Origin of the sequence: Aeromicrobium sp. Root236, from assembly GCF_001428805.1 — a bacterium.
In the GTDB taxonomy this organism is placed as follows: domain Bacteria; phylum Actinomycetota; class Actinomycetes; order Propionibacteriales; family Nocardioidaceae; genus Aeromicrobium.
The window spans coordinates 1,336,872-1,358,488 of sequence record NZ_LMIS01000001.1 but is presented as its reverse complement, the minus strand read 5'-3'; the positions used below and the strand labels follow the sequence as shown (position 1 = coordinate 1,358,488).

Genomic DNA, 21,617 nt, shown 5'->3' with positions numbered 1-21,617 from the left:
CTGCCTGTGTGACCAGCCGGTTTGCCGGGCAGGCGTTGTGGACGGACAAAAGGTCGGCTCCAGCCGATAGGTTTCGGGCATGGGAGAGGTCGAGATCCGGCGCAGCGCGCGGCGCAAGCGCACGGTGCGCGCCTACCGCGAGGGCGACAAGACGATCGTCCTGATGCCGGCGCACCTCTCCAAGGCCGAGGAGGAGCGCCACGTGCGCAGCCTCGTCGAGCGCCTCGACCGCCGGGAGCAACGCGTACGTCCGAGCGACGACGACCTCCGGGCGCGCGCCACCCAGCTGTCGACCAGGTGGCTCGACGGTCGCGCGGTCCCGCTGTCGGTGCGCTGGGTGTCCAACCAGAACAGCCGCTGGGGCTCCTGCACCAGCGCCGACCGCAGCATCCGGCTGTCCGACCGGCTCAAGGGCATGCCCGAGTGGGTCGTCGACTACGTGCTCCTGCACGAGCTGGCGCACCTCATCGAGCCCAACCACAGCAAGCAGTTCTGGGCGCTCGTCGACGCCTATCCCGAGACGGCGAGGGCTAAGGCGTTCCTCGAAGGCGTGTCCTGGCAGCAGCGATCAGCGCCCTGACCGACGCGTCGGTCTCGGTCGGCAACGCGTCGACGCTGAACCACGCCAGGTCGTCCGACTCGTCGCTGATGACGTGCTGCGCCCCGACAGGTGCGACGGCGACGTACTGCACGTCGAGGTGATGGGCCGGTCGCACCGGTCCGCACGGCACCTCGTGCCGGGACAGCAGCACGGGCACCGGGTCGATCACGAGGTCGACGATCCCGCTCTCCTCGCGACCCTCCCGCAACGCGGCGTCGGCAAGGGTCGCGTCGTCGGGCTCGCAGTGCCCGCCGGTCTGCAGCCACCGCTTGATGATGCGGTGCAAGGTCAGCAGGACGCGCTGGTGATCGGCCGAGAAGATGATCGCGCTGGCCGTGAGGTGATCGGGATGGCACTCCCGGCTCATGGCGTCGGCGTACGCCTCGGTGTGCGCGACGTACAGCTCACGCAACTGCTCCTGCCCGGCGTCGGGCGCGCGCCAGCCGCTCAGCACGCCGTGCGCGTCGTGGCGCAGCGTCACTCGCGCGGGCTGTCCGGACCGGCGTCGGGGCCGTCAGCCCCGTCGCCCGGATCGCTGTCGAGCAGCTCGCCCAGAGCCGCGTCGAAGTCGTCGTCGCTCTGCGTGCGGTGCTCGCCCTGCGCGAAGCCGAGCGGATCGTCGAGGTCGGCCGCGGACGGCATCAGGTCGGGGTGGCTCCACACGGCATCGCGGGCGTCGGCGCCCTGACGGTCGCGCAGCGCCGCCCACAGCGTGGTGGCCTCGCGCAGCTTGCGCGGACGCAGCTCCAGGCCGACGAGGGACGCGAACGTCTGCTCGGCCGGGCCGCCGGCAGCACGGCGGCGGCGCATCGCCTCGGCGAGCGGCCCGGCAGCCGGCATGCGGTCCTTGGTCGCCTGGGTGACGATCTCGTCGACCCAGCCCTCGATGAACGCGAGCAGCGTCTCGAGCCGGTCGAGGGCTCGCTGCTGCTCCGGGGTGCGCTCAGGCTCGAACAGGCCGCCGGCCAGCGCCTCCTGGATCTCCTCGGGGCGTGACGGGTCGAGGCCCTGCAGCTGCGACTCGATCGCGCTGACGTCGATGCGGGTGCCGCGACCGAACTCCTCGATCGCGCCGACGAGTGCCGGGCGGAGCCAGGGGGAGTGGTGGAACAGGCGGTGGTGGGCGCACTCGCGCAGCACGATGTACAGCAGCACGTCCGAGGCCGGGTGCTCGAGGCCCTCACCGAACGCCTCGACGCCGGACGGGAGCACCGCGGCGATCCGCTCGGGGCCGAGCGGGATGCCGATCTCGGTCGATGACACGACCTCGCCGGCGAGCCCGCCCAGGGCCTGGCCGACCTGCTGGCCGAACATCGCGCCACCGGCCTGCGTCAGCATGCCCATCAGCGGCCCGGCCATCGCCTTGGCCTCCTCGGGGAGTGCCTCACCCATCGCCTTGACGACGTGGGCGGCGATCGGCTCGACGAGCTGCTGCCAGGTGTCGGACGTCGCCTCGATCCACTCCGCGCGACTCCACGCCGTCGCGGTGGTCGCACCGACGGGGATCGACGTGACGGTGTCGAGCCACGACTCGGCGAGCTGGGCGGCATCGTCGACCGCGCCCTGCTGGGCCGAGTTGGGCGTGGGGTCCGGCCCGGCCGCGGCGACGGTGTGCCGCGCGACATCCTTGGCCAGGTCGAAGTTGACGCTGCCTTCGTGCGGCGCGAACATCTTCTGCATCTGGCCCATGATCTGGTTCATGTCCATCTGGCCCCCGGAGAACGCGCCGAACAGCTGCTCCATGGGCGTGCCCTTGAAGGGGTTGTCGGGCTCTTCGTTCTCGTTCTCGGCCATACGTCAACAGTAGCGACCGGATGCGCCGATCCCACGGGATCGATGTTCGCTTTACGATGAATCCGACATGACTGCCGTACGCCTCCTCGACATCCGCGACGCACCGCTGAGCCTCGACGAGGTGTACGCCGCGGTGACCGATCCGGCGGCGGGCGGCATCTGCGTGTTCATCGGCACGGTGCGCGACCACGACGAAGGCCATGAGGTCTCGGCACTCGGCTACTCGTCCCATCCGACGGCGCTCGCCAGGCTGCGTGACGTCGCCGAGCGCATCGCCACCGAGTGCGACGTCGTGGGCCTCGCCGGCGTGCATCGGGTCGGCGACCTGGCGATCGGTGACCTCGCGGTCGTCGTCGCGGCGTCGGCGGCCCACCGCGCCCAGGCGTTCGAGGCGTGCCGCAGGCTGATCGACGAGCTCAAGACCGACGTGCCGGTGTGGAAGCACCAGACGTACACGTCCGGCGACGCCGCATGGGTGGGCTCGCCGGACGCCCCGGCCGCAGGCCCGCCGGTTGCCGGGACTGACTAGGCTCACGGTGTGTCCGACCCGTCGAAGCTGAGCGCGCGCTACACGACGCTGGTCGTGGCGGCGATCTCCCTGATCGTGCTGACGTGCGTGGCGTTCATCGTGCCGGTGCCGTACGTCGAGCTCAGGCCCGGACCCGTGCGCGACACGTTGAGCACGGTCAAGGGTGGCCAGCCGATGTTCACGTTCGGCGCCAAGGTCAAGACCTATCCGACGACGGGATCGCTCTACTTCACCACGGTGCGGGTGCCCCCGCCGGACGCGAAGATGTCGCTCGCCGCGGCCCTCACCGCATACGTCCAGTCCGACCACGCCGTGATCCCCAAGGACCTGATCTACCCCGAGAACGAGACCGCCGAGCAGTCGGATGCCGAGTCCGCCGCCCAGATGACCGGCTCCCAGGACTCCTCACGGGTGGCCGCGCTGCGAGCCGCCGGCTACAAGATCACCGGTCGGCCCTCAGTCGTCCAGGTCGTCAAGGGCGGTGCCGCCTTCGGCAAGCTCGTGGTCGGTGACGTGTTCCTCGACGTCGACGGCAAGAAGGTCTCGAACCCCGACCAGGTCGTCAAGGCCGTCGGCACGCACAAGCCCGGCGAGGCCGTACGCCTGACCGTCGAGCGCCGCAAGAAGCCCGTGAACGTGTCGATCGTGACCCGCGCGGACCCCAAGGACAAGTCGGTCCCGCGCGTCGGCATCTCGATCGGCGTCACGTACGACGGGCCCGACGTCAACAACAACGTCGGCACCGACGTCGGCGGGCCCAGCGCCGGCACGATGTTCGCCCTCGCGATCTACGACAAGCTGACGCCCGGCTCGCTCACCGGCGGCAAGAAGGTCGCCGGCACGGGTGAGATCACCCCGGACGGCACGGTCGCTCCCATCGGGGGGATCCGGCAGAAGATGGCCGGTGCCGCCAAGGCGCAGGTGACGATCTTCCTGGTCCCCGCAGCCAACTGCGCCGAGGCCGCCGATGGCGACGACCACGGGCTCAAGCTCGTCAAGATCTCGAACCTCAAGGGCGCCATCTCGTCGCTCGAGGCGCTCGCCAAGAACCCCGACGCCAAGGTGCCGTCATGCAGCTGATGCCGGACTCGCCGCTGCGCCAGGCCGCGCTCGAGGTCGAGTCGCACGTCGCCGCCGAGGGCTGGGACCAGCCGCCGCGGCTGTTCGCCCTCGTGCCGACCGCCGACCTCATCGCCAAGGAGCCGGGACTCGCCGACCAGCTGTCGGACGACCCGGCGAGCATGACGCCGGTCGAGCAGGAGCTGCCGGGCGACCGCGAGCTGGAGGACCTGCTCACCGAGATCGAGTGGCCCGATGCCGTCATCGGCTGCGCTGCTGTCGTCGAGCGCATCATGCTGCCGCCCGAGGCTGAAGCCGCCCTGCCCGACGACCCGGACGAGCTGCTCGCCGTCGTCGCGGCCCACCCCGATCGCCGCGAGGTGCGGCTCGTCGCCGCCGTCGTCCGTGACGGCGGGGCGCACAGCGCCGTACGCGCCAGAGAACCCCGTGATGCCGAGCTGCTGGAGGGTCCCGACCTCGTGCCGGGACTGATCGAACACCTCCGCCGCACTCTGGCATAGAGTCTTGTCACCCCGTCACCAGGAGCCACGTGAGCGACATCTTCGGAACCCCCCGCCCTCGCCGGGAGCCTCGGCGCGGTCCTGACCGTCGCCAGCGCGTGCTGGTTCCCACGCTCATCACGCTGGCCCTGCTGCTGTTCCTGGGCTCGATCTTCACGAGCGTGTGGACCGATCGTCTGTGGTTCAAGTCGGTCGGCTACAGCGACGTGTTCCGCAGCGTGCTGTTCACGCGGGTCGCGCTGTTCCTCATCCTGGGCCTGATCTTCGGGCTGTTCGTGATCGGCAACCTCTACGTCGCCTATCGCACGCGTCCCGACGCGGCGCCGATGCGCCGCGACGACCCGGCCTATCGCTACCGCCTCGCGCTGACCCCGCTGCTGCGCCCCATCGCGATCGGTTTCGGCCTCGTGCTCACCGGCTTCGCGGGTTCTGTCGCCGCAGCCCACTGGGACACCTACAAGATGTGGCGCAACAGCACGTCGTTCGGCACCAAGGACGCGCAGTTCCACAAGGACGCCAGCTTCTACGTCTTCGAGTACCCGTGGTGGCGGTTCCTGACGTCGTACTCCTTCGCGCTGATCGTCATCACGGTCCTGGCGGTGCTGTTCCTCAACTACGTCTACGGCGGCATCCGCATCGCCGGCCGTGGCCCCAAGCTGACCCGTGCCGCTCAGGTGCACCTCTCGGTCCTCGTCGGACTCGGCGTGCTGCTGCGCGCGGTGTCCTACTACCTCGACCGTTTCGGCCAGGTGATCGCGTCGGGCGGGCTGGTCGACGGCGTCACCTACACCGACGACCACGCGCGCATCCCGGCCAAGAACATCCTCATCGCCGTCGCGATCGTGTGCGCGCTGCTGTTCTTCGCCGCGATCTTCATCCGCTCGTGGGCGCTCCCCGCGATCGGCCTGGGCCTCCTCGCGCTGACGTCGATCCTGATCGGCGCGATCTGGCCGGCCGTCATGCAGGGCTTCCAGGTCAAGCCCTCGGAGCCCGACAAGGAAGCGCCCTACATCGCCCGAAACATCGCGGCGACCCGCGAGGCGTACGACGTGGCCGACGTCCAGGTGGAGACCTATACCGCCAAGACCACGCTCACCCCGGCCGAGCTCGCCGCATCGGCGGAGTCGCGGGTCAGCACCCGGCTCCTCGACCCGACGCTGATCTCGGACGCGTTCGAGCAGCTGCAGCAGGTCCGCGGCTACTACGCCGTGCCGACGACACTCGACGTCGATCGCTACCGCATCGGTGCCGACCAGCAGCCGCAGGACGTCATCATCGCGGCGCGCGAGCTCAAGCTCTCGGGTCTCCAGCAGAGCCAGCGCAACTGGACCAACGACCACACGGTCTACACGCACGGCTACGGCATCGTGGCTGCGCGCGGCAACCAGCGCGGTCCCAACGGCGAGCCGGTGTTCGTCGCCAAGGACATCCCGCAGACCGGTGAGATCGAGACCACGACCCCGCCGCGCATCTACTTCGGCGAGCAGTCCCCGAGCTACTCGATCGTCGGCCGCCCCAAGGGCGCCACACCGATCGAGGTCGACACCCCGCGCGGCGGCACGGCGACCAACAAGGCGACCAAGGCCAACGCGACCCAGAACACGTACGACGGCAAGGGCGGTGTGCCGATCGGCAACGCGTTCAACAAGCTGCTGTACGCCTTCAAGTTCGCCGAGCCCAACATCTTCCTGTCCAACCGCGTCAACTCCGAGTCCAAGATCCTCTACGACCGCGAGCCGCGTGACCGGGTCAAGAAGGTCGCGCCGTGGTTGACGGTCGACGGCGACTCCTACCCGGCCGTCGTCAACGGCCGCGTGGTCTGGATCGTCGACGGCTACACGACCAGCAACTCGTACCCCTACTCCGAGCACCGTTCGCTGCGCGAGGCCACGGCCGACACGCTCACGACCAGCAACTCGCAGACCGCGTTGCCGACCGACCAGGTCAACTACATGCGCAACTCGGTCAAGGCGGTCGTCGATGCGTACGACGGCACGGTCAAGCTCTACCAGTGGGACACCAAGGATCCCGTCCTCAAGACGTGGATGAAGGTGTTCCCCGACGTGGTGGAGCCCAAGAGCAAGATCAGCAACGGGCTGCTCGAGCACCTGCGCTACCCGGTCGACCTGTTCAAGGTGCAGCGCGACGTGCTGCAGCGCTACCACGTGACCGACCCGCAGGCGTTCTACAACGACGACCAGCGCTGGAAGGTGCCCGAGGACCCGACGGCCCCGACCGGGTCCAACGCCCTGCAGCCGCCCTACTACCTGTCGACCGCGCGGCCCGGCGAGGACACCCCGAAGTTCTCGGTGACCAGCGTCTACCTGCCCAACAGCCGGCAGAACCTCGCGTCGTTCGTGTCCGTCAACTCCGAGGCGACCGACACCGAGAACTACGGCAAGATGCAGATCCTGCAGCTGTCGAGCGGCAGCCAGATCGACGGTCCGAGCCAGATCGCCAACAAGCTGCAGACCGACAACGGGGTGACCCAGGCCCTGTTGCCGTTCAAGCAGGCCGGCACCGACATCCAGTACGGCAACCTGTTGACCGTCCCGGTCGGCGGCGGACTGCTCTACGTCCAACCGGTCTACATCAAGCGGCAGGCGGCCGAGGGCACCTACCCGGTGCTCCAGTACGTCCTCGCGTCGTTCGGCACCGATGTCGGTTTCGGCAAGACGCTCGACGAGGCGTTGCGCGTCGCACTGGGCCTCGAGGAGGGGTCGACGCCGGACGACCCGGGCACGACGACGCCCACGCCCGAGGACAACACCCCGGGATCGACGACGGCCGCGGCGCTGCTCGACGACGCGGCGAAGCTCTACGACGAGGCCCAGAAGGCGCTCAAGGACGGCGACCTCGCGACGTACCAGTCCAAGATCAACCAGATGGGCCAGAAGATCGAGGACGCCCAGCAGGCCGTCAAGGACGAGGGCGCCAAGAAGAAGTAGGGAAGGGGACCCCGGATTTGATCCGTGGGTCCCTGACCCGTAAAGTGGAGCAGGCGACGCGGGGTGGAGCAGCTCGGTAGCTCGCTGGGCTCATAACCCAGAGGTCACAGGTTCAAATCCTGTCCCCGCTACCAATCGAAGGCCCGGACCAACAGGTCCGGGCCTTCGTCATGTACTGGCGGTCAGAGCAGTCCGGCTTCGTAGGCGGCGATCACGAGCTGGACGCGGTCGCGCGCGCCCAGCTTCGCGAGGATGCGGCCCACATGAGTCTTGGCGGTCAGCGGACTGAGGACCAGCTCGTCGGCGATCTCCTGGTTGCTTCGACCCGCGGCGACAAGGAGCAGCACCTCGCGTTCCCGTGCCGTCAGGCTTGCCAGCCTTTCGGGCGCCGTCGCGTCCGGGCGGCTCAGCGCTCGGGTGATGACCGCCTTGGTCGCGCCGGGCGACAGCAGCGATGCCCCAGTCGCGACCGTGCGGATGGCGTCCAGCAGGGCGTCCGGGCGGGTGTCCTTGGGCAGGAACCCACATGCACCCGCGCGAAGACCCTGCATCACGTTGGCGTCTGTCTCGAACGTGGTCAGGATCAGCACCTTGCTGCCGCTTGATCCGTCGTCGGCGACGATCTGCCGTGTGGCCTCGATGCCGTCGGTGTGGGGCATCCTGATGTCCATCAGGACGACGTCGGGGCGCAGGTCCCGGAACAGCGCCACCGCCTCGTCGCCGGTCCCCGCCTCCCCGACAACCTCCATGTCAGCAGCGGAGCTGACCAGCAAGGCGAACGCCCCGCGCACCAGGGCCTGGTCGTCGGCGAGCAGGACCCTGATCACGACGGCTCCCGCCAGGCCCCCGGCAACGGCAGGTTGGCCCAAACTTCGAATCCTCCGGATTCCACCGGCCCGGCGGACAGCTCACCGCCGACGGCCTGCGCCCGCCCTGTCATCCCGACGATGCCGAAGCCCGGTGACGTCACGGCCGAGCTCGTGCGCGCGGGGCCGTGATCGAGGACCCCGATCCGGAGGCGGTCGTCGTCTTGGTCGAGGCGGACCGTCGCCTGCTTGGCCATCGAGTGTCGAACGACGTTGGTGAGCGACTCCTGGATGATCCGATAGGCCACGACGGACACCGCGGCCGGTACGTCTCCCGGCACGCCGTCGGCCTCCACGTCGACCCGGAGGTCGGTCGCCTCCGCCATCTCCACGAGACGCTGCAGCTCGCCGAGGTGGGGCGCCGGCTCGGTCGGCTCGGCATCGCCTCGGTGCAGCACGTCCAGAACCGCGCGCAGCTCATGGAGGGTGGCCCGGCTCGTGTCCGACAGGTCGTGCAGGGTCTTGGACAGCTCACCCAGGGACGCATCGTCGTTCTGCGGCAGCTGGTCGATCAGGTGCGCAGCGACCGACGCCTGGACGTTCGCGACCGTGAGTCCGTGCGCCAGGACGTCGTGCAGCTCCCGAGCGATCACGACCCGCTCCTCGGAGACTCGTCGCTCGACCTCGTCGGCGCGCTCCAGCTCGAGCCGCGCGGTGACGGCAGCTGTCCAGTTCTGGTAGAAGCGGACCGCCAGCCCGGCGAAGAAGGCCATGAACAGCCAGCCGACGCCGAGAAGGGCGTCGTCGGGTGCTCCCGACGCCTCGTCGGCCACGACGGGAACAGTGGCCGCCGCCACCGCCACCAGGACGGCGACGGCCCGCCGCTGCGGCTCGCTGTAGCGCGCCACCGTGAATGCCGCCACCAGCGAGGCGGGCATCGTGGCCTCGTGGGGAAAGTCGAGGAGGTGGTACGGAATCGACACGGCCAGGACCGCAAGAAGGGCGGGGATCGGCCAGCGCCGCCGTGCCAGCAGCGGCACTGACATCGCGGCAAGGAGCACGATGGCCAACAGATCCACGCGTCGCTCGCCGTCGAAGTCGACCGACTCCAGCGTCAGCGCGACGACGATGCCGAGCACGAACGACCCCGCCGCCAGCAGCCAATCGGCCGCCGGCGGACGGAGCACCATCATCGTTCACCCACGGTCATCGGCCCGGTCCTGTTCTGCACGCCAGAGCTTGCTGGGCCACCATATCCGCGAACTCAGCGACATCGTCAGCGCTGGAACCACGACGGACCGCACCAGCAAGGTGTCGATGAGCACCCCGACAGCCACCAGGATCCCGATCTCGACGAGCATGACGAGCGGCAGCGAGGCGAGCACCGCGAACGTCGCCGCCAGCACGACGCCTGCCGAGGTGATCACGCCACCGGTCGTCGCGAGACCATGCTTCGTGCCCTCGACAGTGCCGTGCCGGACGGCCTCCTCCCGCACCCGGGTCATCAAGAAGATGTTGTAGTCGACACCGAGCGCGACCAGGAAGAGGAACCCGATCAGGGGCACTGACGACTCCAGCCCCGCGAACCCGAGCACGTGGTCGAAGATCAGGTTGCACAGTCCAAGGGCTCCGAAGTACGACACCACGACGGTGGCGACCAGCACCAGCGGAGCCACGACGGCCCGTAGCAGCAACCCGAGGATGGCGAGCACGACCAGCAGGATCAGTGGCATCACCAGATTGCGGTCGCTCTGGTTGGTCTCGGCCTCGTCGAGCTTCTCGGCACTCGGACCGCCCACCAGCGCGTCCCCACCCGCGACCTCTCGTAGGTTCGTCCGAAGTTGCTTGATCGTTGCCGTCTCACCCGCGCTCTCTGGCGAGTTGACCGGGGTCGCCGAGATCTCCACCCAGTCGTCGCTGGCCCGGCCGATCTTGGCGCTGTCCACCCCTGGCGTACGTTCGACGGCCGCCAGGACGTCACGGCTGTGGTCCGGACGGCTCATCACGGTCAGCGGCTGACCGCCCTGATCGGGGTAGCGCGCGTCGATCAGCTTCGCCCCGGTCACCGACTCGGGTGTCGAACGGGCGAACTGGTCGAGCTGGGGAAGGGCGCTGTTGACGCCAACGGTGCCCAGCGCGAGACCGCACAGGACCACCAGCGGCACGACCCAGCCGACGAGGCGGCGACGGGCGACCAGCTCGCCGAGCCGAGCCCATCGCGACGCGGAGACGCGTACATCAGCACCGAGTCGCGGCACGAACGGCCAGAAGATGCGGCGGCCGAGCAACACCAGCAGGGCCGGGAAGAGCGTCAGCATGACGAGCAATGCGGCCCCGATGCCCGCGGCACCGACCGGTCCGAGACTGCTGATGCTGTTGAGGTCTGCGGCCAGCAGGCACAACAGGCCGGCGACCACGGTCGCCGCGGACGCGAGGATGGCCGGACCTGCGGCGCGCAGTGCCGCCAGCATGGCGTCGATCGCTCGCTCGTGGCGGTGCAGCTCTTCTCGGTAGCGAGACACGAGGAGCAAGGCGTAGTCGGTGCCCGCGCCGAAGACCAGGACGATCAGCAGCGCCGAGCTCATGCTCGTGATGGTGAAACCGAAGACTTGTGTCAGTGCGTAGACGGCACCCATCGACGTGATCGCCGCGACCCCGACCGAGGCGAGTGGGACCAGCCACAGCAGCGGGCTGCGGTACGTCAGGATCAGCAGGAGCGCGACCACGACGGCCGTGGCGAGCAGCAGTCTCGAGTCCACGGCGTCGAAGACCTCGTCCATGTCGGCCCCGAGTGCGGTCGGACCGGTGACGTACACGTCCAGACCGTCGGGCTGGTCGGCGAGCACCTGACGCGCGTCAGTGGTGGCGTCGGCCTCCTCGGCGACCGCATCACCCTCGAGCGACAGCGTGTACATCAGGGCCGTCCCGTCGTCGGACCGAACGATCTCGGACGGTGCGCCGGCATCGGCGCCGAAACGATCCGCCAGCGCGGACTGACCACGTACGACCGCGTCCCGGTCGCCCGGTCGGAGGCCCCCGGGTCGTTCGGACACGACCACCAGCAGGCCGTTCTCGCCGCCGGGGAGATCGGCCTCGGCCTGGAGCACCTTGGTCGACTGGGCGCTGGCCGGCAGGTAGTCGGCCTGGCCATCGCGGGTCACGGAGTCGAGCTTGCCGGCGAGCGAGAGACCGCCCACCACCAGCCCGACCCACACGGCCACCATCAGCCAGGGCAGCAGGGTCTTGGTACGGGATCTCTTCGGTCTTGGATCGGCACCGCTGTGGTCCGGTGCTCTCAGGTCAGTGGTCATGACAATCACGCTGTCAGCCCTGGAGGGGCGACGCGTCTGGCCACGGTAGGCACTTCGGCGTACTCCTCGAGGAGTACGGCGGACAGCTGCTGGAGGCGGCCAGGACCAACGTCTCGCGGTCTTTGAGTCAGCGCTGACAGGCGAGCTGGGTGGTCATGCTGCCGCCAACATGATTCACGGGCGGCCTACCCCAGCAGTCGCGCCGCCACGCTCCGGAGCGACTCGGCGATCTGCTCGGCGGTGAGCCCGGCGGCCCTGGCGTGGAGGAACACGTCGGGCGCCAGAGGCGCGAGGATCGCGTCAGGGAGGAAAGGGTCCTCCACGCCGGCTTCATCGACGAGGTTCGACACGTGCAGGCGCCAGAACCGGAACGCACCCGTGGTGAAGCGAGCCCCCCCGATCTCTGAGCCGAGGACGAGGTGGGCGTGCTGCTCGAGGAGGGCGACCATGCCGTCGTAGAACGCCGCCAGCCGTTCGGCGGGCGGCGAGCCCGGGCCCAGCGGCGGTGGACCGCTGATGATGCGGCCCTGGAGGACTCGTTCGTGCTCATCGAGGAGCGCTTCGGCCAGCTCGCCGATCGAGGGGAAGCGGCGATAGAGCGTCCCCTTGCCGACCTCCGCGCGACGGGCGACGTCCTCCATCGTGACGGTTCGAGGATCCCGCTCCGCGAACAGGGCTTCGGCCGCCGCGAGGACGCGCGCGCGGTTGCGCTGTGCGTCGACGCGCAGGGGCGGGGGCTCGTCGGCGCGGGGAACGTCGGGAGATGTGGGCACGTCGGCACCCTACCAAGTGGACGGAGCGTCCTGATGGGAATAGCATTCGGACGTACCGTCCATTTAAGGAGACCCATGAACCTGCTCCACCTCGATGCGAGCGCGCGCCCCCAGTCCGTCTCCCGGGAGCTGGGCGCCGAGTTCGCCGCTGCGTACCGGGAGTCCGACCCGACCACGTCGTACGTCCACCGCGACCTCTCGCGGGATCCCGTGCCGCACATCGACGCCGCGTGGACCGAGATCTGCGACACGTTAATGTGCGAGGGCATCACCGACCTTCATCGCCTCCACGAGGGGGCGCGTACGCCCGCACAGCTCAAGGCGTGGTCGGTGGTGCAGCCGTTGCTCGATGAGGTCATCGCCGCTGACGTCATCCTCATCGGAACCCCGATGTACAACTTCTCCGTCCCGTCGGCCCTCAAGGCGTGGATCGACCAGGTCACCTTTCCAAGGATGTCGCTCGCCGACCGGAGGCTCGTGGTGGTGGGGGCCCGCGGCGGTGACTATCGACCCGGCGCGCCGCGCGCCCCGTTCGACCACCAGGTGTCCTACCTGCGCGACTTCTTCGCCGGGCACTTCGCGGTCAGCGATGCCACGTTCATCGTCGCCGAGCTGGCCAACGCGCGCGTGGATCCGCACCTGCGCGAGCGATTGGCCGAGCACGAGCAGTCGGTGGCGGAGACGATCGAGGCGGCTCGCGACGTCGCGCGAGTCATGGCTGGTGGGCGACCGTGACGGGCTGGTGGTGGCTCCTGCTCGCCGGACTCCTGGAGATCGCGTGGTCGCAGAGCATCCGACCGACGCAGAACTTCACCGCTCCCTGGCCCACGGTGGTGTGCTTCGTCCTCGGCGCCTCCTCGGTGTACGTCCTGACGCTCGCCATGAGGTCGGTGCCGGTCGGCACCGCGTACGCCGTGTTCACCGGCATCGGTGCGACCGGCGCGATCGGACTGGGAATCGTCCGCAGCCATGACCCGGTCACCCCGGCTCGACTCGGCGCCCTCTCGCTGATCGTCGTCGGCGTGCTCCTGGCCCGGTTGACTGACTCCGGTGCTCAATGACCGCCGCGCCGTCAGTGGGCGGCACCGACGAATGATGCGGACGTGACGGGGCACGCCGGCGGTGCTGACCGACCAGGTGAAGGATGAACACATGGCAACGTTGAGGAGCTTCACGATCGACGTCCCCGACGCCGAGCTGGAGGATCTGCGGCGCCGGCTGGCCGACACTCGGTGGCCGGACCCCGAGCCGGTGGGCGACTGGTCGCAGGGCGTACCGCTCGACTTCGTCCGGGACCTCACGGCGCACTGGCTGGAACGGTACGACTGGCGCGAGACCGAACGCCGTCTCAACACCCGCGCCCAGCTCGTCGCGAGCGTGCAGGACGTCGACATCCACCTGCTGCACGTCGAGTCCCGCCATCCCGAGGCCATCCCACTCGTCATGACGCACGGCTGGCCGGGATCGGTCGTGGAGTTCGAGGCGTTGATCGACCCCTTGGTGGATCCCACGTCCCACGGGGGAGCCGCGACCGACGCCTTCCACGTCGTCCTGCCGAGCCTTCCTGGCTACGGATTCAGCGGCAAGCCAGCCGAGCCCGGATGGGGCATCGACCGCATCGCGGACGCCTGGGCGGAGATCATGGCTGCGCTCGGCTACGAGCGGTTCGCGGCCCAGGGGAGCGACTGGGGCACCAGCGTCACCACCAGGCTCGCCCAGCGGGCGACCGATCGTGTCATCGGGATCCATGTGGTCCCGCCACTGGTGCCGCCCGACCCCGAGACGTTCGACGACCTCACCGACGCCGAGGCTTCGGTCATCGACGAGATGAACGGTGGCGAGTGGGAGGAAGGCTATGCGGTCCAGCACTCCACCAAGCCGCAGACCCTGGGGTACGGGCTGGTCGACTCGCCGGTCGGGCTGCTGGCCTGGATCGCCGAGAAGATCGTCGACTGGACCGACCACGAGGGTGACGTCTACTCGGTCCTGTCGAAGGACCAGATCCTCGACAACGTCATGTTCTACTGGCTCAACCGGGCCGGCGCATCGTCGGCGCGGCTCTACTGGGAGAGCTTCAAGGAGGTGCGGCGCTGGTTCACCAGCTCCGACGACGACTGGTTCGCCAGCGGCGCCGGCGATCGGGTCGCCGTCCCGACCGCCGCGTCGATCTTCCCGGGCGAGGCGCCCCGCCCGTCCAGGCGTTGGGCGGAGAAGAGATTCGTGAACATCACGCACTGGAACGAGCCCGCGCGAGGCGGTCACTTCGCCGCCTGGGAGCGGCCGGAGCTGATGATCCGCGAGATCCGTGCCGCCTTCGCCGATCGACGAAAGGACAACCCGTGAGCCGTGATGCCGAGGACCGGAAGCTTCCGTCGACCGATGTGGAGGAGTTCCGGCCCGTGGTGGACGACGACGTCGTCGACGACCTGGTCGCGCGGCTCCGGCACGTGAAGCTCCCCGCCGTACGAGCATTCGACGACTGGGCGATGGGCACGCCGGTCTCCTTCGCGAGCGACCTGGTGCACTCCTGGGCGACGGAGTTCGACTTCGACGACCACCGCACGCGGCTCCAGGCACTGCCGCACTTCCGCGTACGCATCGAGGGTGCCTGGACCCATTTCCTGCACGCGCGCAGCCCGCACCCGGAGGCCCGGCCCATCATCATCACGCACGGCTGGCCGAGCTCCTTCCTCGAGATGGTGCCGCTGCTGGACCGGCTCACCCGGCCCGAGGAGCACGGCGGCCGCCGGGAGGACGCCTTCCACGTCGTGGTGCCGTCGATGCCGGGCTTCGCCTACTCGGACGCGCTCGAGAGCATTCCGGAGCTGACTGCGGCGTCCATCGCGGACCGGTGGCGGAGCCTGATGTCCTCTCTCGGCTACGACTCGTTCTGGGCCTCCGGCACGGACATCGGTGCTCGGGTGACCGCATGGCTCGCCGTCCGGCACCACGATGCTGTGCTCGGCGCCCATGTGAGCACCAACGCCTTGACCCCCACACGTACGCCGGGGGTTCACGACGGCACCCTCAGCGAGGAGGAGGAGAGCTGGCTCCGACGTATGGCCGAGTGGTCCGAGTCCGAGGGGGCGTACCACCACCTGCAGGGCACCAAGCCGCTCACCGTGGCACTCGCCTGCGCGGACTCGCCGCTGGCCCTCGCCGCGTGGGTCTCGGAGAAGTGGCACGACTGGAGCACGCTCGACCTGACGTCGCCGGCCACGCGCACCGACCTGCTCTCGCTGCTCACGCTGTACTGGACGACCGGTTCGTTCGGGTCGTCCGTGCTTCACTACTACGCCCACGACCTGCCGCCGGGGCCTCGACCCACACGAGCGATGCGGTCCGCCCCGCTGTCGGTCTATGCCAGCCGGGACGAGATCGGAGGCACGCCGCCCCGGTCAATCGCTGACCGCCAGTACCACCACCCCCGGTGGTCGGTCCTCCCCCGCGGTGGGCACTTCGTGGCGCTCGAGGAGCCGGACCTGCTGGTCGCCGACATCCGCGCCTTCGCTCGACAGTCCTAGTGACGATGCCGACTAGTCCTACGGGATGGGCCGTTCCGGGCTGGACCGGCCGAGACCCTCATCGATGGCCGCTGCGGACGCGCTCCATCGTGTACGAGAAGGCGAACCCGCCGTCGACGGGTCCCTCCTCGCCGAACGCGGTGACGTTGTCGAACACGCAGATCTGGACGAGCGCGGGGCCGGCGTGCAGCCGGCGCACCTTGGCGACGAACCCGGGCTGCGGCTTGAGGACCAGCGTCTGCGTGTGGCGAGCGCCGTCGCAGCGCAAGGCGTTCGGGCCGGCGTCCGACTTCCAGTTCGTGCTGTAGAACGTGTCGGCCGATGCGCTGGTCGAGCCTTCCTCGGTGTTGACGTGCGGACCCTGCTTGACTCCGACGTACAGGTGCGAGAGCGGCGCATCCGCGCTCGTGGTGCAGCTGTAGCGGATCTTGACGGTCGTGGCGCCGGGACCGGCGACGAGATGGCCGGCGAAGTCGGCGGAGGGTGGTGGAGGCGCAACATCGGCCGTGGCTGCTGTCGCGCTCAACGAGAGGGCGGCGGCAGCCAGTGCGGCGGCGGGGGCCCAGCGATGTGTCGTCATTCTGTTTCCTCAGTGCGGATGAGTCGACGGTAATTCGTATGCGTGAGAGTCGAAATAGCCCGAAATGACCGGGACGCTGACCCAGGCGGATGGCACCCAGCCGCATGCCGACGCGCCCAAAGACCCGTAAATCGACAACAGCTGGGACCGGAGAGAACCGGTCCCAGCTGTCAGCGAGCGCTGGCTACTCCGCCATGGCCGGGGCCGCTGCCGGAGTCGGCGGGGCCACCTTGTTGACCCGGATGAGTGCCAAGGACGCGATGAGCGCCAGGGCCGTCACGACGATCGCCGCCTCGAAGGCGTGGTGCTGTCCGGCGACGAAGATGTCGGACTGACCTGCGGCCGTACGCGCCTGGGCGCCGATCTCGCGAGCGCGATCGGCCGAGGCGTGAGCGAAGACCGTGCCGAAGACGGCGAGGCCGATGGCGCCGCCGACCTGCTGGCCGGTGTTGAGCAGAGCCGAGGCGAGGCCCGTCTCGTGCGGAGCGACGCCGTTGACCGCCGTCATGGTCAGGGGCACGAAGCTGCAGCCCATGCCCACGCCGAGCAGCAGGATCGAGCCCAGGAACGGCCAGTAGCTGCTGTGGGCGTCGAGCTGCGTGAACGAGATCATCGCCAGGATCGCGAGGATCGGGCCGACCGTGAGGAACGGGCGGATGCCGATCGTCGGGATGAGGCGCCGGACCACCACGATCGACATGAACATGATCGTCGCGGGCATCGGGAGGAAGCCGACACCGGTGTGGAACGGGCTCCAGCCGTGGACGTTCTGCTGGTACTGCGCGAGGAAGTAGAACGTCGTGAAGAGCGCGCCGGCGAGGAACAGCATGATCAGGTAGGCGCCGGTGCGGTTGCGGTCGGCGAAGATCCGGAACGGCATGAGCGGGTGCGTCGAGTTCTGCTCGATGATCACGAACGCGACCAGCAGGGCCGCCGCGATCGCGAGGGTGACGACCGTCGTGGTGGAGCCCCAGCCGTCGCTGGCCGCCTTGGTCAGGCCGTAGACCAGCGTCGACATGCCCGCGGTCACCGAGATCGCGCCCGGCAGGTCGAGCTTGGTGCCGGCGCCCTGCGACTCGTTGAGCACGCGCGGGGCGAGGAAGAGCACGATCGCACCGATCGGGGCGTTGATGAACAGGGCCCAGCGCCAGCTGGCGTAGTCCGTGAGCACGCCGCCGAGCAGCAGTCCGAGCGCGCCGCCCGATGCGGCCATCGCCGCGAACACGCCGAACGCGCGAGCGCGGGCCGCCGGCTCGGTGAACGTCGTGGCCAGCAGGGCCAGGGCGGTCGGAGCGGCGATCGCTCCGCCGGCACCCTGGGCAGCGCGGGCGATGATCAGCATCGCCTCGCTGTTGGCGAACCCGCCGAGGAGCGACGCCGCGGAGAAGAGCGCGATGCCGATCATGAACATGCGTCGACGGCCGAACAGGTCGCCCGTGCGCCCGCCGAACAACAGGAGCCCGCCGAAGGCGAGGGAGTACGCGGTGACGACCCACGTGAGGTTGTCGAGCGAGAAGTTGAGATCGTCGCGGATGCTGGGAAGTGCGACGTTCACGACGGTGGCGTCGAGCACGACCATGAGCTGCGCGACGCAGATCACGGCGAGTGCGAGCGCCCCGTTGCGGGTCGCTGTCGAGGGTGGTGCTTCAGTCATGGGAGGTCTCCGAGTCTGTGGTCGTGAGGGGTTGTGCGGGGCGGCCGAGCACGGGAAGCAGCACGCTCCGCACGATTTGTTCGGCGTACGTGCGCCCAGCCGGCTGGCCGGTGGTGAGGGCTCGCTGGAGCATGAGGGAGGGCAGGAGGCTCGCCGCCATCTCGATGTCGATGTCGGGGCCGAGCTCCCCGCGTGCCTTGGCGCGTTCGAGCATCGCGCTGATGCGCGCAATGCGCGGCTCGGTGAACCGGGCCCTGAACGCCTCGAGCAGCTCGGGCTCACGGGGGAGCGCCGAGCAGATGCTCACCATCACTTGGAACAGCCGCTGCGAGCGGGGGCTGCAGGAGACCGCGACCATCAGCTCGATGTCGCCGTCCAATGAGCCCGTGTCGATCGTGTCGATCGACGGCTTGAGCGTGGCCATCGCGTCGACGACCAGCTCGGCCTTGCTGCCCCAGCGGCGATAGACCGTCGCCTTGCCGACGCCCGCGGCGCTGGCGACGTTCTCCATCGAGACGCGGTCGTAGCCGTCCCGGATCAGGAGATCGATCGCCGCGTCGATGATGGCGTCGTCGCGGCTCGGGTCACGGGGTCGTCCACGGCGAGGTTCTTCCGTCGCGACGAGATCGTTGGCAGGCACGGCGAAAAGCCTACCACGAAACGGAACGAGTCCGTATCGTAAGTGTTAGACCTTCTGAGCGTTGCGACGCAGCAGGATCGACGACACGAGGAAGAAGAGGGCGCCGAGGAGTGCGTAACCGCCGAGGGCGCTGAGGGACGGGTCGTCCTGGGATGCCATCGCTGCGAAGCTGCCACCGGCGAGCGCCGAGATCGCGCCGCTGACGATCATCGGCACCTGGCCGCCCAGTGAGCGGCGCCGGAGTGCGACGACCAGCTGGGCGATGCCGGCGACGATCGCCCAGGCGCCCCACACGCGCAGCACGGCCGGGATGCCGGATGCGGCCGCGAGACCGAGAGCAACGGCTGCGGCGGCGCTCACGGCGGCATTGACCAGGAGCGCCGACCGCGGCGTGGACGAGCCGGACAGTCGTGCATCAGCCGCGGTGGCGACGAGGTCGTAGACGGGGTAGAGCACGAGCAGCGTGCCGACGAACGGGTTGATCTCGGACGCGGCGATCAGGACGACGACCGCCCAGCTGAGTGCGAAGGCGAACCGAGCCGCGTACAGGCGGCTGAGTGCGGGCGCGGTGGACGACGGGGTGGTGGGGGCGGTCATGGCTTTCCTCGAATGAAGTAGAACGATCTGTCTAGTTGAGTGAAGCGGAGAACGCCGCACAAGTCAAGACCGATCGTTCTGTCTCTGTGCCGGTCGCGGCTATCATGGTTGTATGAGTGCCCCAGCCGTGAAGGTCTCCAAGGCGCGCGCCAAGCTGCTCGACACGGCGACGCGGCTCTTCTACACCGAGGGCGTCAACACGGTCGGGATCGATCGGGTGATCGCCGAGGCCGGCGTCACCCGGGCGACGCTCTACCGGCACTTCCCGAGCAAGCAGCAGCTCGTCACGACCTACGTCGAGGAGGCGGACCGGGCGATCAGGGAGCAGGTCGCCGAGCTGACCAGCAGCGACCTGTCGCCAGCCGACGCCCTGCGCGCCATCGCGAACAACATCGCCGACGGCATCCGGTCTCCGCACTTCCGGGGCTGCGCCTTCCTCAATGCTGCTGCCGAGTTCCCCGACCCCGCCGATCCGGTCCACCAGGCGGTCCTGGCGCACCGAGCATGGTTCCTCGCGCTGGTCCTGGAGCTCTTCGCGGCGCTCGGCGGCGACTCGGAGGATGCGGCACGGAGATTCGTGATGCTGCGTGACGGCGCCATGGTCGCCGGCTGCCTCACGGACCCCGACGGCGTCTCCCGCACCTTCCTGCAGGGCGTCGATGCACTCCTGCCCTGAGCGAATACGGTCGCTGCTTCGATACAGTCGCGGTCATGGCGAATGACTGGCGCAGCGACACCGTCGACTCGATCCGAGGCTTGATCAACGAGGCGGCCCCGGACGTCGTCGAGGAGGCCAAGTGGCGCAAGGCCTCGAACCCCGACGGCGTGCCCACGTTCTCGCGGTCGGGCCTGATCTGCACCGTGGAGACCTACAAGGACAAGGTCAAGGTGACGTTCGCCAAGGGCGCGTCGCTCGAGGACCCGTCCGGCCTGTTCAACGCGAGCCTCGACGCCGGGACTCGGCGGGCGATCGACACCCAGGAGTCCGACGGCCTCGACGACGCGGCGTTCATCGAGCTCGTACGTCAGGCAGTCGCGCTCAACGAGGGCTGAGGCTCACGCTGCCGGTGGCTCCCACAGCTCGACCGGGTTGCCCTCAGGATCGTGGATGCGCGCGAAGCGTCCGGTCTCCGGCGAGTCCCAGTCGGCCTGCGTCGTCACGGCGACACCGGCGGTTCTCAGGGTCTCGAGCAGCGCGTCGAGATCGCTGACCCGAAGGTTGAGCATGACCTGCTTCTCTGCGACCCAGTAGTCGGTGTCGGCGTCGAAGGGCGCGAACACCACTGGACCTCCTTGCGCCTTCCAGGTCCATTCCTCGGGTTCACCGGTGCCCGGCGCGGCCTGCCCGGCACCGATCCCGAGGTGCTCGCGGTACCACTCGCCGAGTGCCTCCGGGTCGTGTGCGCGGAAGAAGATCCCGCCGATTCCGAGTACGGGCATGGTCGCTCCGATCGTCTGGCCACCTTGCGGAGGCGCGACGAGCGTAACCGGCTCAGGTCACGTCGACGACCAGAGCGCGGTGGTCCGAGATCGGGAGCCGGCGCGCCTCGGCGTTGACGACGGTCCAGCGGCCGTCGGTCAGGACATGGTCGAGCTGCTCCCGAGGGGCGTCGGACGGGAAGGTCGGCGCGTCGATCAAGCCCCGCATGCCCGTGATGGCGGTCGCGCGGTCGGACGTCATGTTGAGGTCGCCCATCAGCACGAGGTCGTCTCCCGTCCGGTCCAGCGACCTGACGAGGGACCGCAGCTGCCGGCCGCCCCACCACGGCACGAACGAGAGATGCGTGTTGGCCACCGTCAGCGGGCCGCTGGGGGTGTCGACGAGGGCGGCGACCGCGACCCGCGGCTCGTCCCGCACCATCGTGGGCATCCGGCTGCCGCGGAACCACATGGGCACGCGAGCGTGCAGGGTCGGTAGCCGGATCACCTCCCACGCAGCGACGGGGAAGCGACTGAGCAGGGCGATCCCGTACGCCGCTGAGTCCGGTTGCTCGCGCCCGGTCGCGGCGATCCACGTGGCACCGGGACTGCCGCTCAGGGCTGCCACGAAGCGGTGGTCGACGGCGCCCATGGCGTCCGCGGCGGCGGCGGTCAGATCGGTGCGCCCCGACCTCGGTTGGTTGCGGTCGACCTCTTGCAGCGCGAGGACATCGGCATCGAGCGACGCGATGGCGTCCCGGAAGACCCCGAGCTCGACCTGGTCGTCCGACGCCGTACGCCCGTTGAGGATGTTGAAGGTGGCCAGTCGCATCGATGAGGACGTACCCGCCGCGCGGGACA

General features: G+C 69.2%; 23 protein-coding genes and 1 tRNA gene. 12 read left to right on the top strand and 12 right to left on the bottom strand.

Annotated features, from left to right (window positions below):
* Positions 1–79: 79 nt before the first annotated feature.
* Entirely contained in the window at positions 80–580 is a 501-nt protein-coding gene (locus tag ASE12_RS06835; protein WP_056398600.1) for a M48 family metallopeptidase, read from the top strand.
* Here the strand turns inward: ASE12_RS06835 and ASE12_RS06830 are convergent.
* A complete protein-coding gene (locus ASE12_RS06830) occupies positions 531–1,082 on the bottom strand; it encodes an NUDIX hydrolase (protein WP_056398598.1) in 552 nt (183 codons plus the stop codon). The genes ASE12_RS06835 and ASE12_RS06830 overlap by 50 nt on opposite strands.
* Positions 1,079–2,395 carry a zinc-dependent metalloprotease gene (locus tag ASE12_RS06825; protein ID WP_056398595.1) on the bottom strand — a complete coding sequence of 439 codons (1,317 nt, stop codon included), beginning with the start codon at positions 2,393–2,395 and terminating at the stop codon, positions 1,079–1,081. The genes ASE12_RS06830 and ASE12_RS06825 overlap by 4 nt, the downstream gene beginning before the upstream one ends.
* Positions 2,396–2,462: 67 nt before the next feature.
* On the opposite strand from ASE12_RS06825, the gene ASE12_RS06820 reads away from it, so the two are divergent.
* From ASE12_RS06820 to ASE12_RS06800, 5 genes are all read left to right on the top strand, one after another.
* Positions 2,463–2,924 carry a molybdenum cofactor biosynthesis protein MoaE gene (locus ASE12_RS06820; protein ID WP_056398592.1) on the top strand — a complete coding sequence of 154 codons (462 nt, stop codon included), beginning with the start codon at positions 2,463–2,465 and terminating at the stop codon, positions 2,922–2,924.
* 9 nt (positions 2,925–2,933) lie between these two features.
* Positions 2,934–4,004 carry a PDZ domain-containing protein gene (locus tag ASE12_RS06815; RefSeq protein ID WP_235508856.1) on the top strand — a complete coding sequence of 357 codons (1,071 nt, stop codon included), beginning with the start codon at positions 2,934–2,936 and terminating at the stop codon, positions 4,002–4,004.
* Positions 3,995–4,504, top strand: coding sequence for a PPA1309 family protein (locus tag ASE12_RS06810; protein WP_200954977.1), 510 nt, complete (start codon positions 3,995–3,997; stop codon positions 4,502–4,504). The genes ASE12_RS06815 and ASE12_RS06810 overlap by 10 nt, the downstream gene beginning before the upstream one ends.
* Positions 4,505–4,533: 29 nt before the next feature.
* Complete coding sequence (locus ASE12_RS06805) at positions 4,534–7,452, top strand: UPF0182 family protein (RefSeq protein ID WP_056398589.1); 2,919 nt, start codon at positions 4,534–4,536, stop codon at positions 7,450–7,452.
* A 57-nt stretch (positions 7,453–7,509) separates the two neighbouring features.
* Positions 7,510–7,586, top strand: a tRNA-Met gene (locus ASE12_RS06800).
* 48 nt (positions 7,587–7,634) lie between these two features.
* On the opposite strand, the gene ASE12_RS06795 is transcribed toward ASE12_RS06800, so the two are convergent.
* The 4 genes from ASE12_RS06795 to ASE12_RS06780 all read right to left on the bottom strand — a co-directional run bounded on the left by ASE12_RS06795 (position 7,635) and on the right by ASE12_RS06780 (position 12,342).
* Complete coding sequence (locus ASE12_RS06795) at positions 7,635–8,279, bottom strand: response regulator transcription factor (protein WP_056398586.1); 645 nt, start codon at positions 8,277–8,279, stop codon at positions 7,635–7,637.
* On the bottom strand, positions 8,276–9,451 hold the full coding sequence (locus ASE12_RS06790; protein ID WP_235508855.1) for a sensor histidine kinase: 1,176 nt from the start codon (positions 9,449–9,451) through the stop codon (positions 8,276–8,278). The genes ASE12_RS06795 and ASE12_RS06790 overlap by 4 nt, the downstream gene beginning before the upstream one ends.
* Before the next feature lie 3 nt (positions 9,452–9,454).
* Entirely contained in the window at positions 9,455–11,569 is a 2,115-nt protein-coding gene (locus ASE12_RS06785) for an MMPL family transporter (RefSeq protein ID WP_056398585.1), read from the bottom strand.
* A gap of 185 nt (positions 11,570–11,754) precedes the next feature.
* Entirely contained in the window at positions 11,755–12,342 is a 588-nt protein-coding gene (locus ASE12_RS06780) for a TetR/AcrR family transcriptional regulator (protein ID WP_056398583.1), read from the bottom strand.
* A gap of 75 nt (positions 12,343–12,417) precedes the next feature.
* Here ASE12_RS06780 and ASE12_RS06775 point away from each other — a divergent pair, with 75 nt between their 5' ends.
* The 4 genes from ASE12_RS06775 (at position 12,418) to ASE12_RS06760 (ending at position 15,866) form a co-directional block, all read left to right on the top strand.
* Positions 12,418–13,077, top strand: coding sequence for an FMN-dependent NADH-azoreductase (locus ASE12_RS06775; RefSeq protein ID WP_056398580.1), 660 nt, complete (start codon positions 12,418–12,420; stop codon positions 13,075–13,077).
* The gene (locus ASE12_RS06770; RefSeq protein ID WP_056398576.1) at positions 13,074–13,403 is read left to right on the top strand and encodes a multidrug efflux SMR transporter; all 330 of its coding nucleotides are present in this window, start codon (positions 13,074–13,076) and stop codon (positions 13,401–13,403) included. The genes ASE12_RS06775 and ASE12_RS06770 overlap by 4 nt, the downstream gene beginning before the upstream one ends.
* Before the next feature lie 91 nt (positions 13,404–13,494).
* Positions 13,495–14,685 carry an epoxide hydrolase family protein gene (locus ASE12_RS06765; protein ID WP_056404594.1) on the top strand — a complete coding sequence of 397 codons (1,191 nt, stop codon included), beginning with the start codon at positions 13,495–13,497 and terminating at the stop codon, positions 14,683–14,685.
* The gene (locus ASE12_RS06760; RefSeq protein WP_056398574.1) at positions 14,682–15,866 is read left to right on the top strand and encodes an epoxide hydrolase family protein; all 1,185 of its coding nucleotides are present in this window, start codon (positions 14,682–14,684) and stop codon (positions 15,864–15,866) included. The genes ASE12_RS06765 and ASE12_RS06760 overlap by 4 nt, the downstream gene beginning before the upstream one ends.
* 58 nt (positions 15,867–15,924) lie before the next feature.
* Here the strand turns inward: ASE12_RS06760 and ASE12_RS06755 are convergent, their stop codons facing one another.
* The 4 genes from ASE12_RS06755 to ASE12_RS06740 form a co-directional block, all read right to left on the bottom strand.
* Positions 15,925–16,446, bottom strand: a complete 522-nt coding sequence (locus tag ASE12_RS06755) for a hypothetical protein (protein WP_056398571.1) — start codon at positions 16,444–16,446, stop codon at positions 15,925–15,927.
* A gap of 184 nt (positions 16,447–16,630) precedes the next feature.
* Entirely contained in the window at positions 16,631–18,100 is a 1,470-nt protein-coding gene (locus ASE12_RS06750) for an MFS transporter (RefSeq protein ID WP_082582127.1), read from the bottom strand.
* On the bottom strand, positions 18,093–18,740 hold the full coding sequence (locus ASE12_RS06745) for a TetR/AcrR family transcriptional regulator (RefSeq protein WP_056398564.1): 648 nt from the start codon (positions 18,738–18,740) through the stop codon (positions 18,093–18,095). The genes ASE12_RS06750 and ASE12_RS06745 overlap by 8 nt, the downstream gene beginning before the upstream one ends.
* A 45-nt stretch (positions 18,741–18,785) precedes the next feature.
* Positions 18,786–19,337, bottom strand: coding sequence for a hypothetical protein (locus ASE12_RS06740; RefSeq protein ID WP_056398560.1), 552 nt, complete (start codon positions 19,335–19,337; stop codon positions 18,786–18,788).
* Positions 19,338–19,449: 112 nt separating this feature from the next.
* Here ASE12_RS06740 and ASE12_RS06735 point away from each other — a divergent pair, with 112 nt between their 5' ends.
* Together ASE12_RS06735 and ASE12_RS06730 are read left to right on the top strand one after the other, a co-directional pair.
* Positions 19,450–20,013: a TetR/AcrR family transcriptional regulator gene (locus ASE12_RS06735; RefSeq protein WP_056398557.1), complete on the top strand. Its 564-nt coding sequence runs from the start codon at positions 19,450–19,452 to the stop codon at positions 20,011–20,013.
* 35 nt (positions 20,014–20,048) lie between these two features.
* Positions 20,049–20,390: a DUF1801 domain-containing protein gene (locus ASE12_RS06730; RefSeq protein ID WP_056398554.1), complete on the top strand. Its 342-nt coding sequence runs from the start codon at positions 20,049–20,051 to the stop codon at positions 20,388–20,390.
* Between the two features lie 3 nt (positions 20,391–20,393).
* Here ASE12_RS06730 and ASE12_RS06725 read toward each other — a convergent pair whose 3' ends face one another.
* Together ASE12_RS06725 and ASE12_RS06720 are read right to left on the bottom strand one after the other, a co-directional pair.
* A complete protein-coding gene (locus tag ASE12_RS06725) occupies positions 20,394–20,777 on the bottom strand; it encodes a VOC family protein (RefSeq protein WP_056398551.1) in 384 nt (127 codons plus the stop codon).
* 52 nt (positions 20,778–20,829) lie between these two features.
* Positions 20,830–21,588 carry an endonuclease/exonuclease/phosphatase family protein gene (locus tag ASE12_RS06720; protein WP_056398550.1) on the bottom strand — a complete coding sequence of 253 codons (759 nt, stop codon included), beginning with the start codon at positions 21,586–21,588 and terminating at the stop codon, positions 20,830–20,832.
* Between the last annotated feature and the right edge of the window lie 29 nt (positions 21,589–21,617).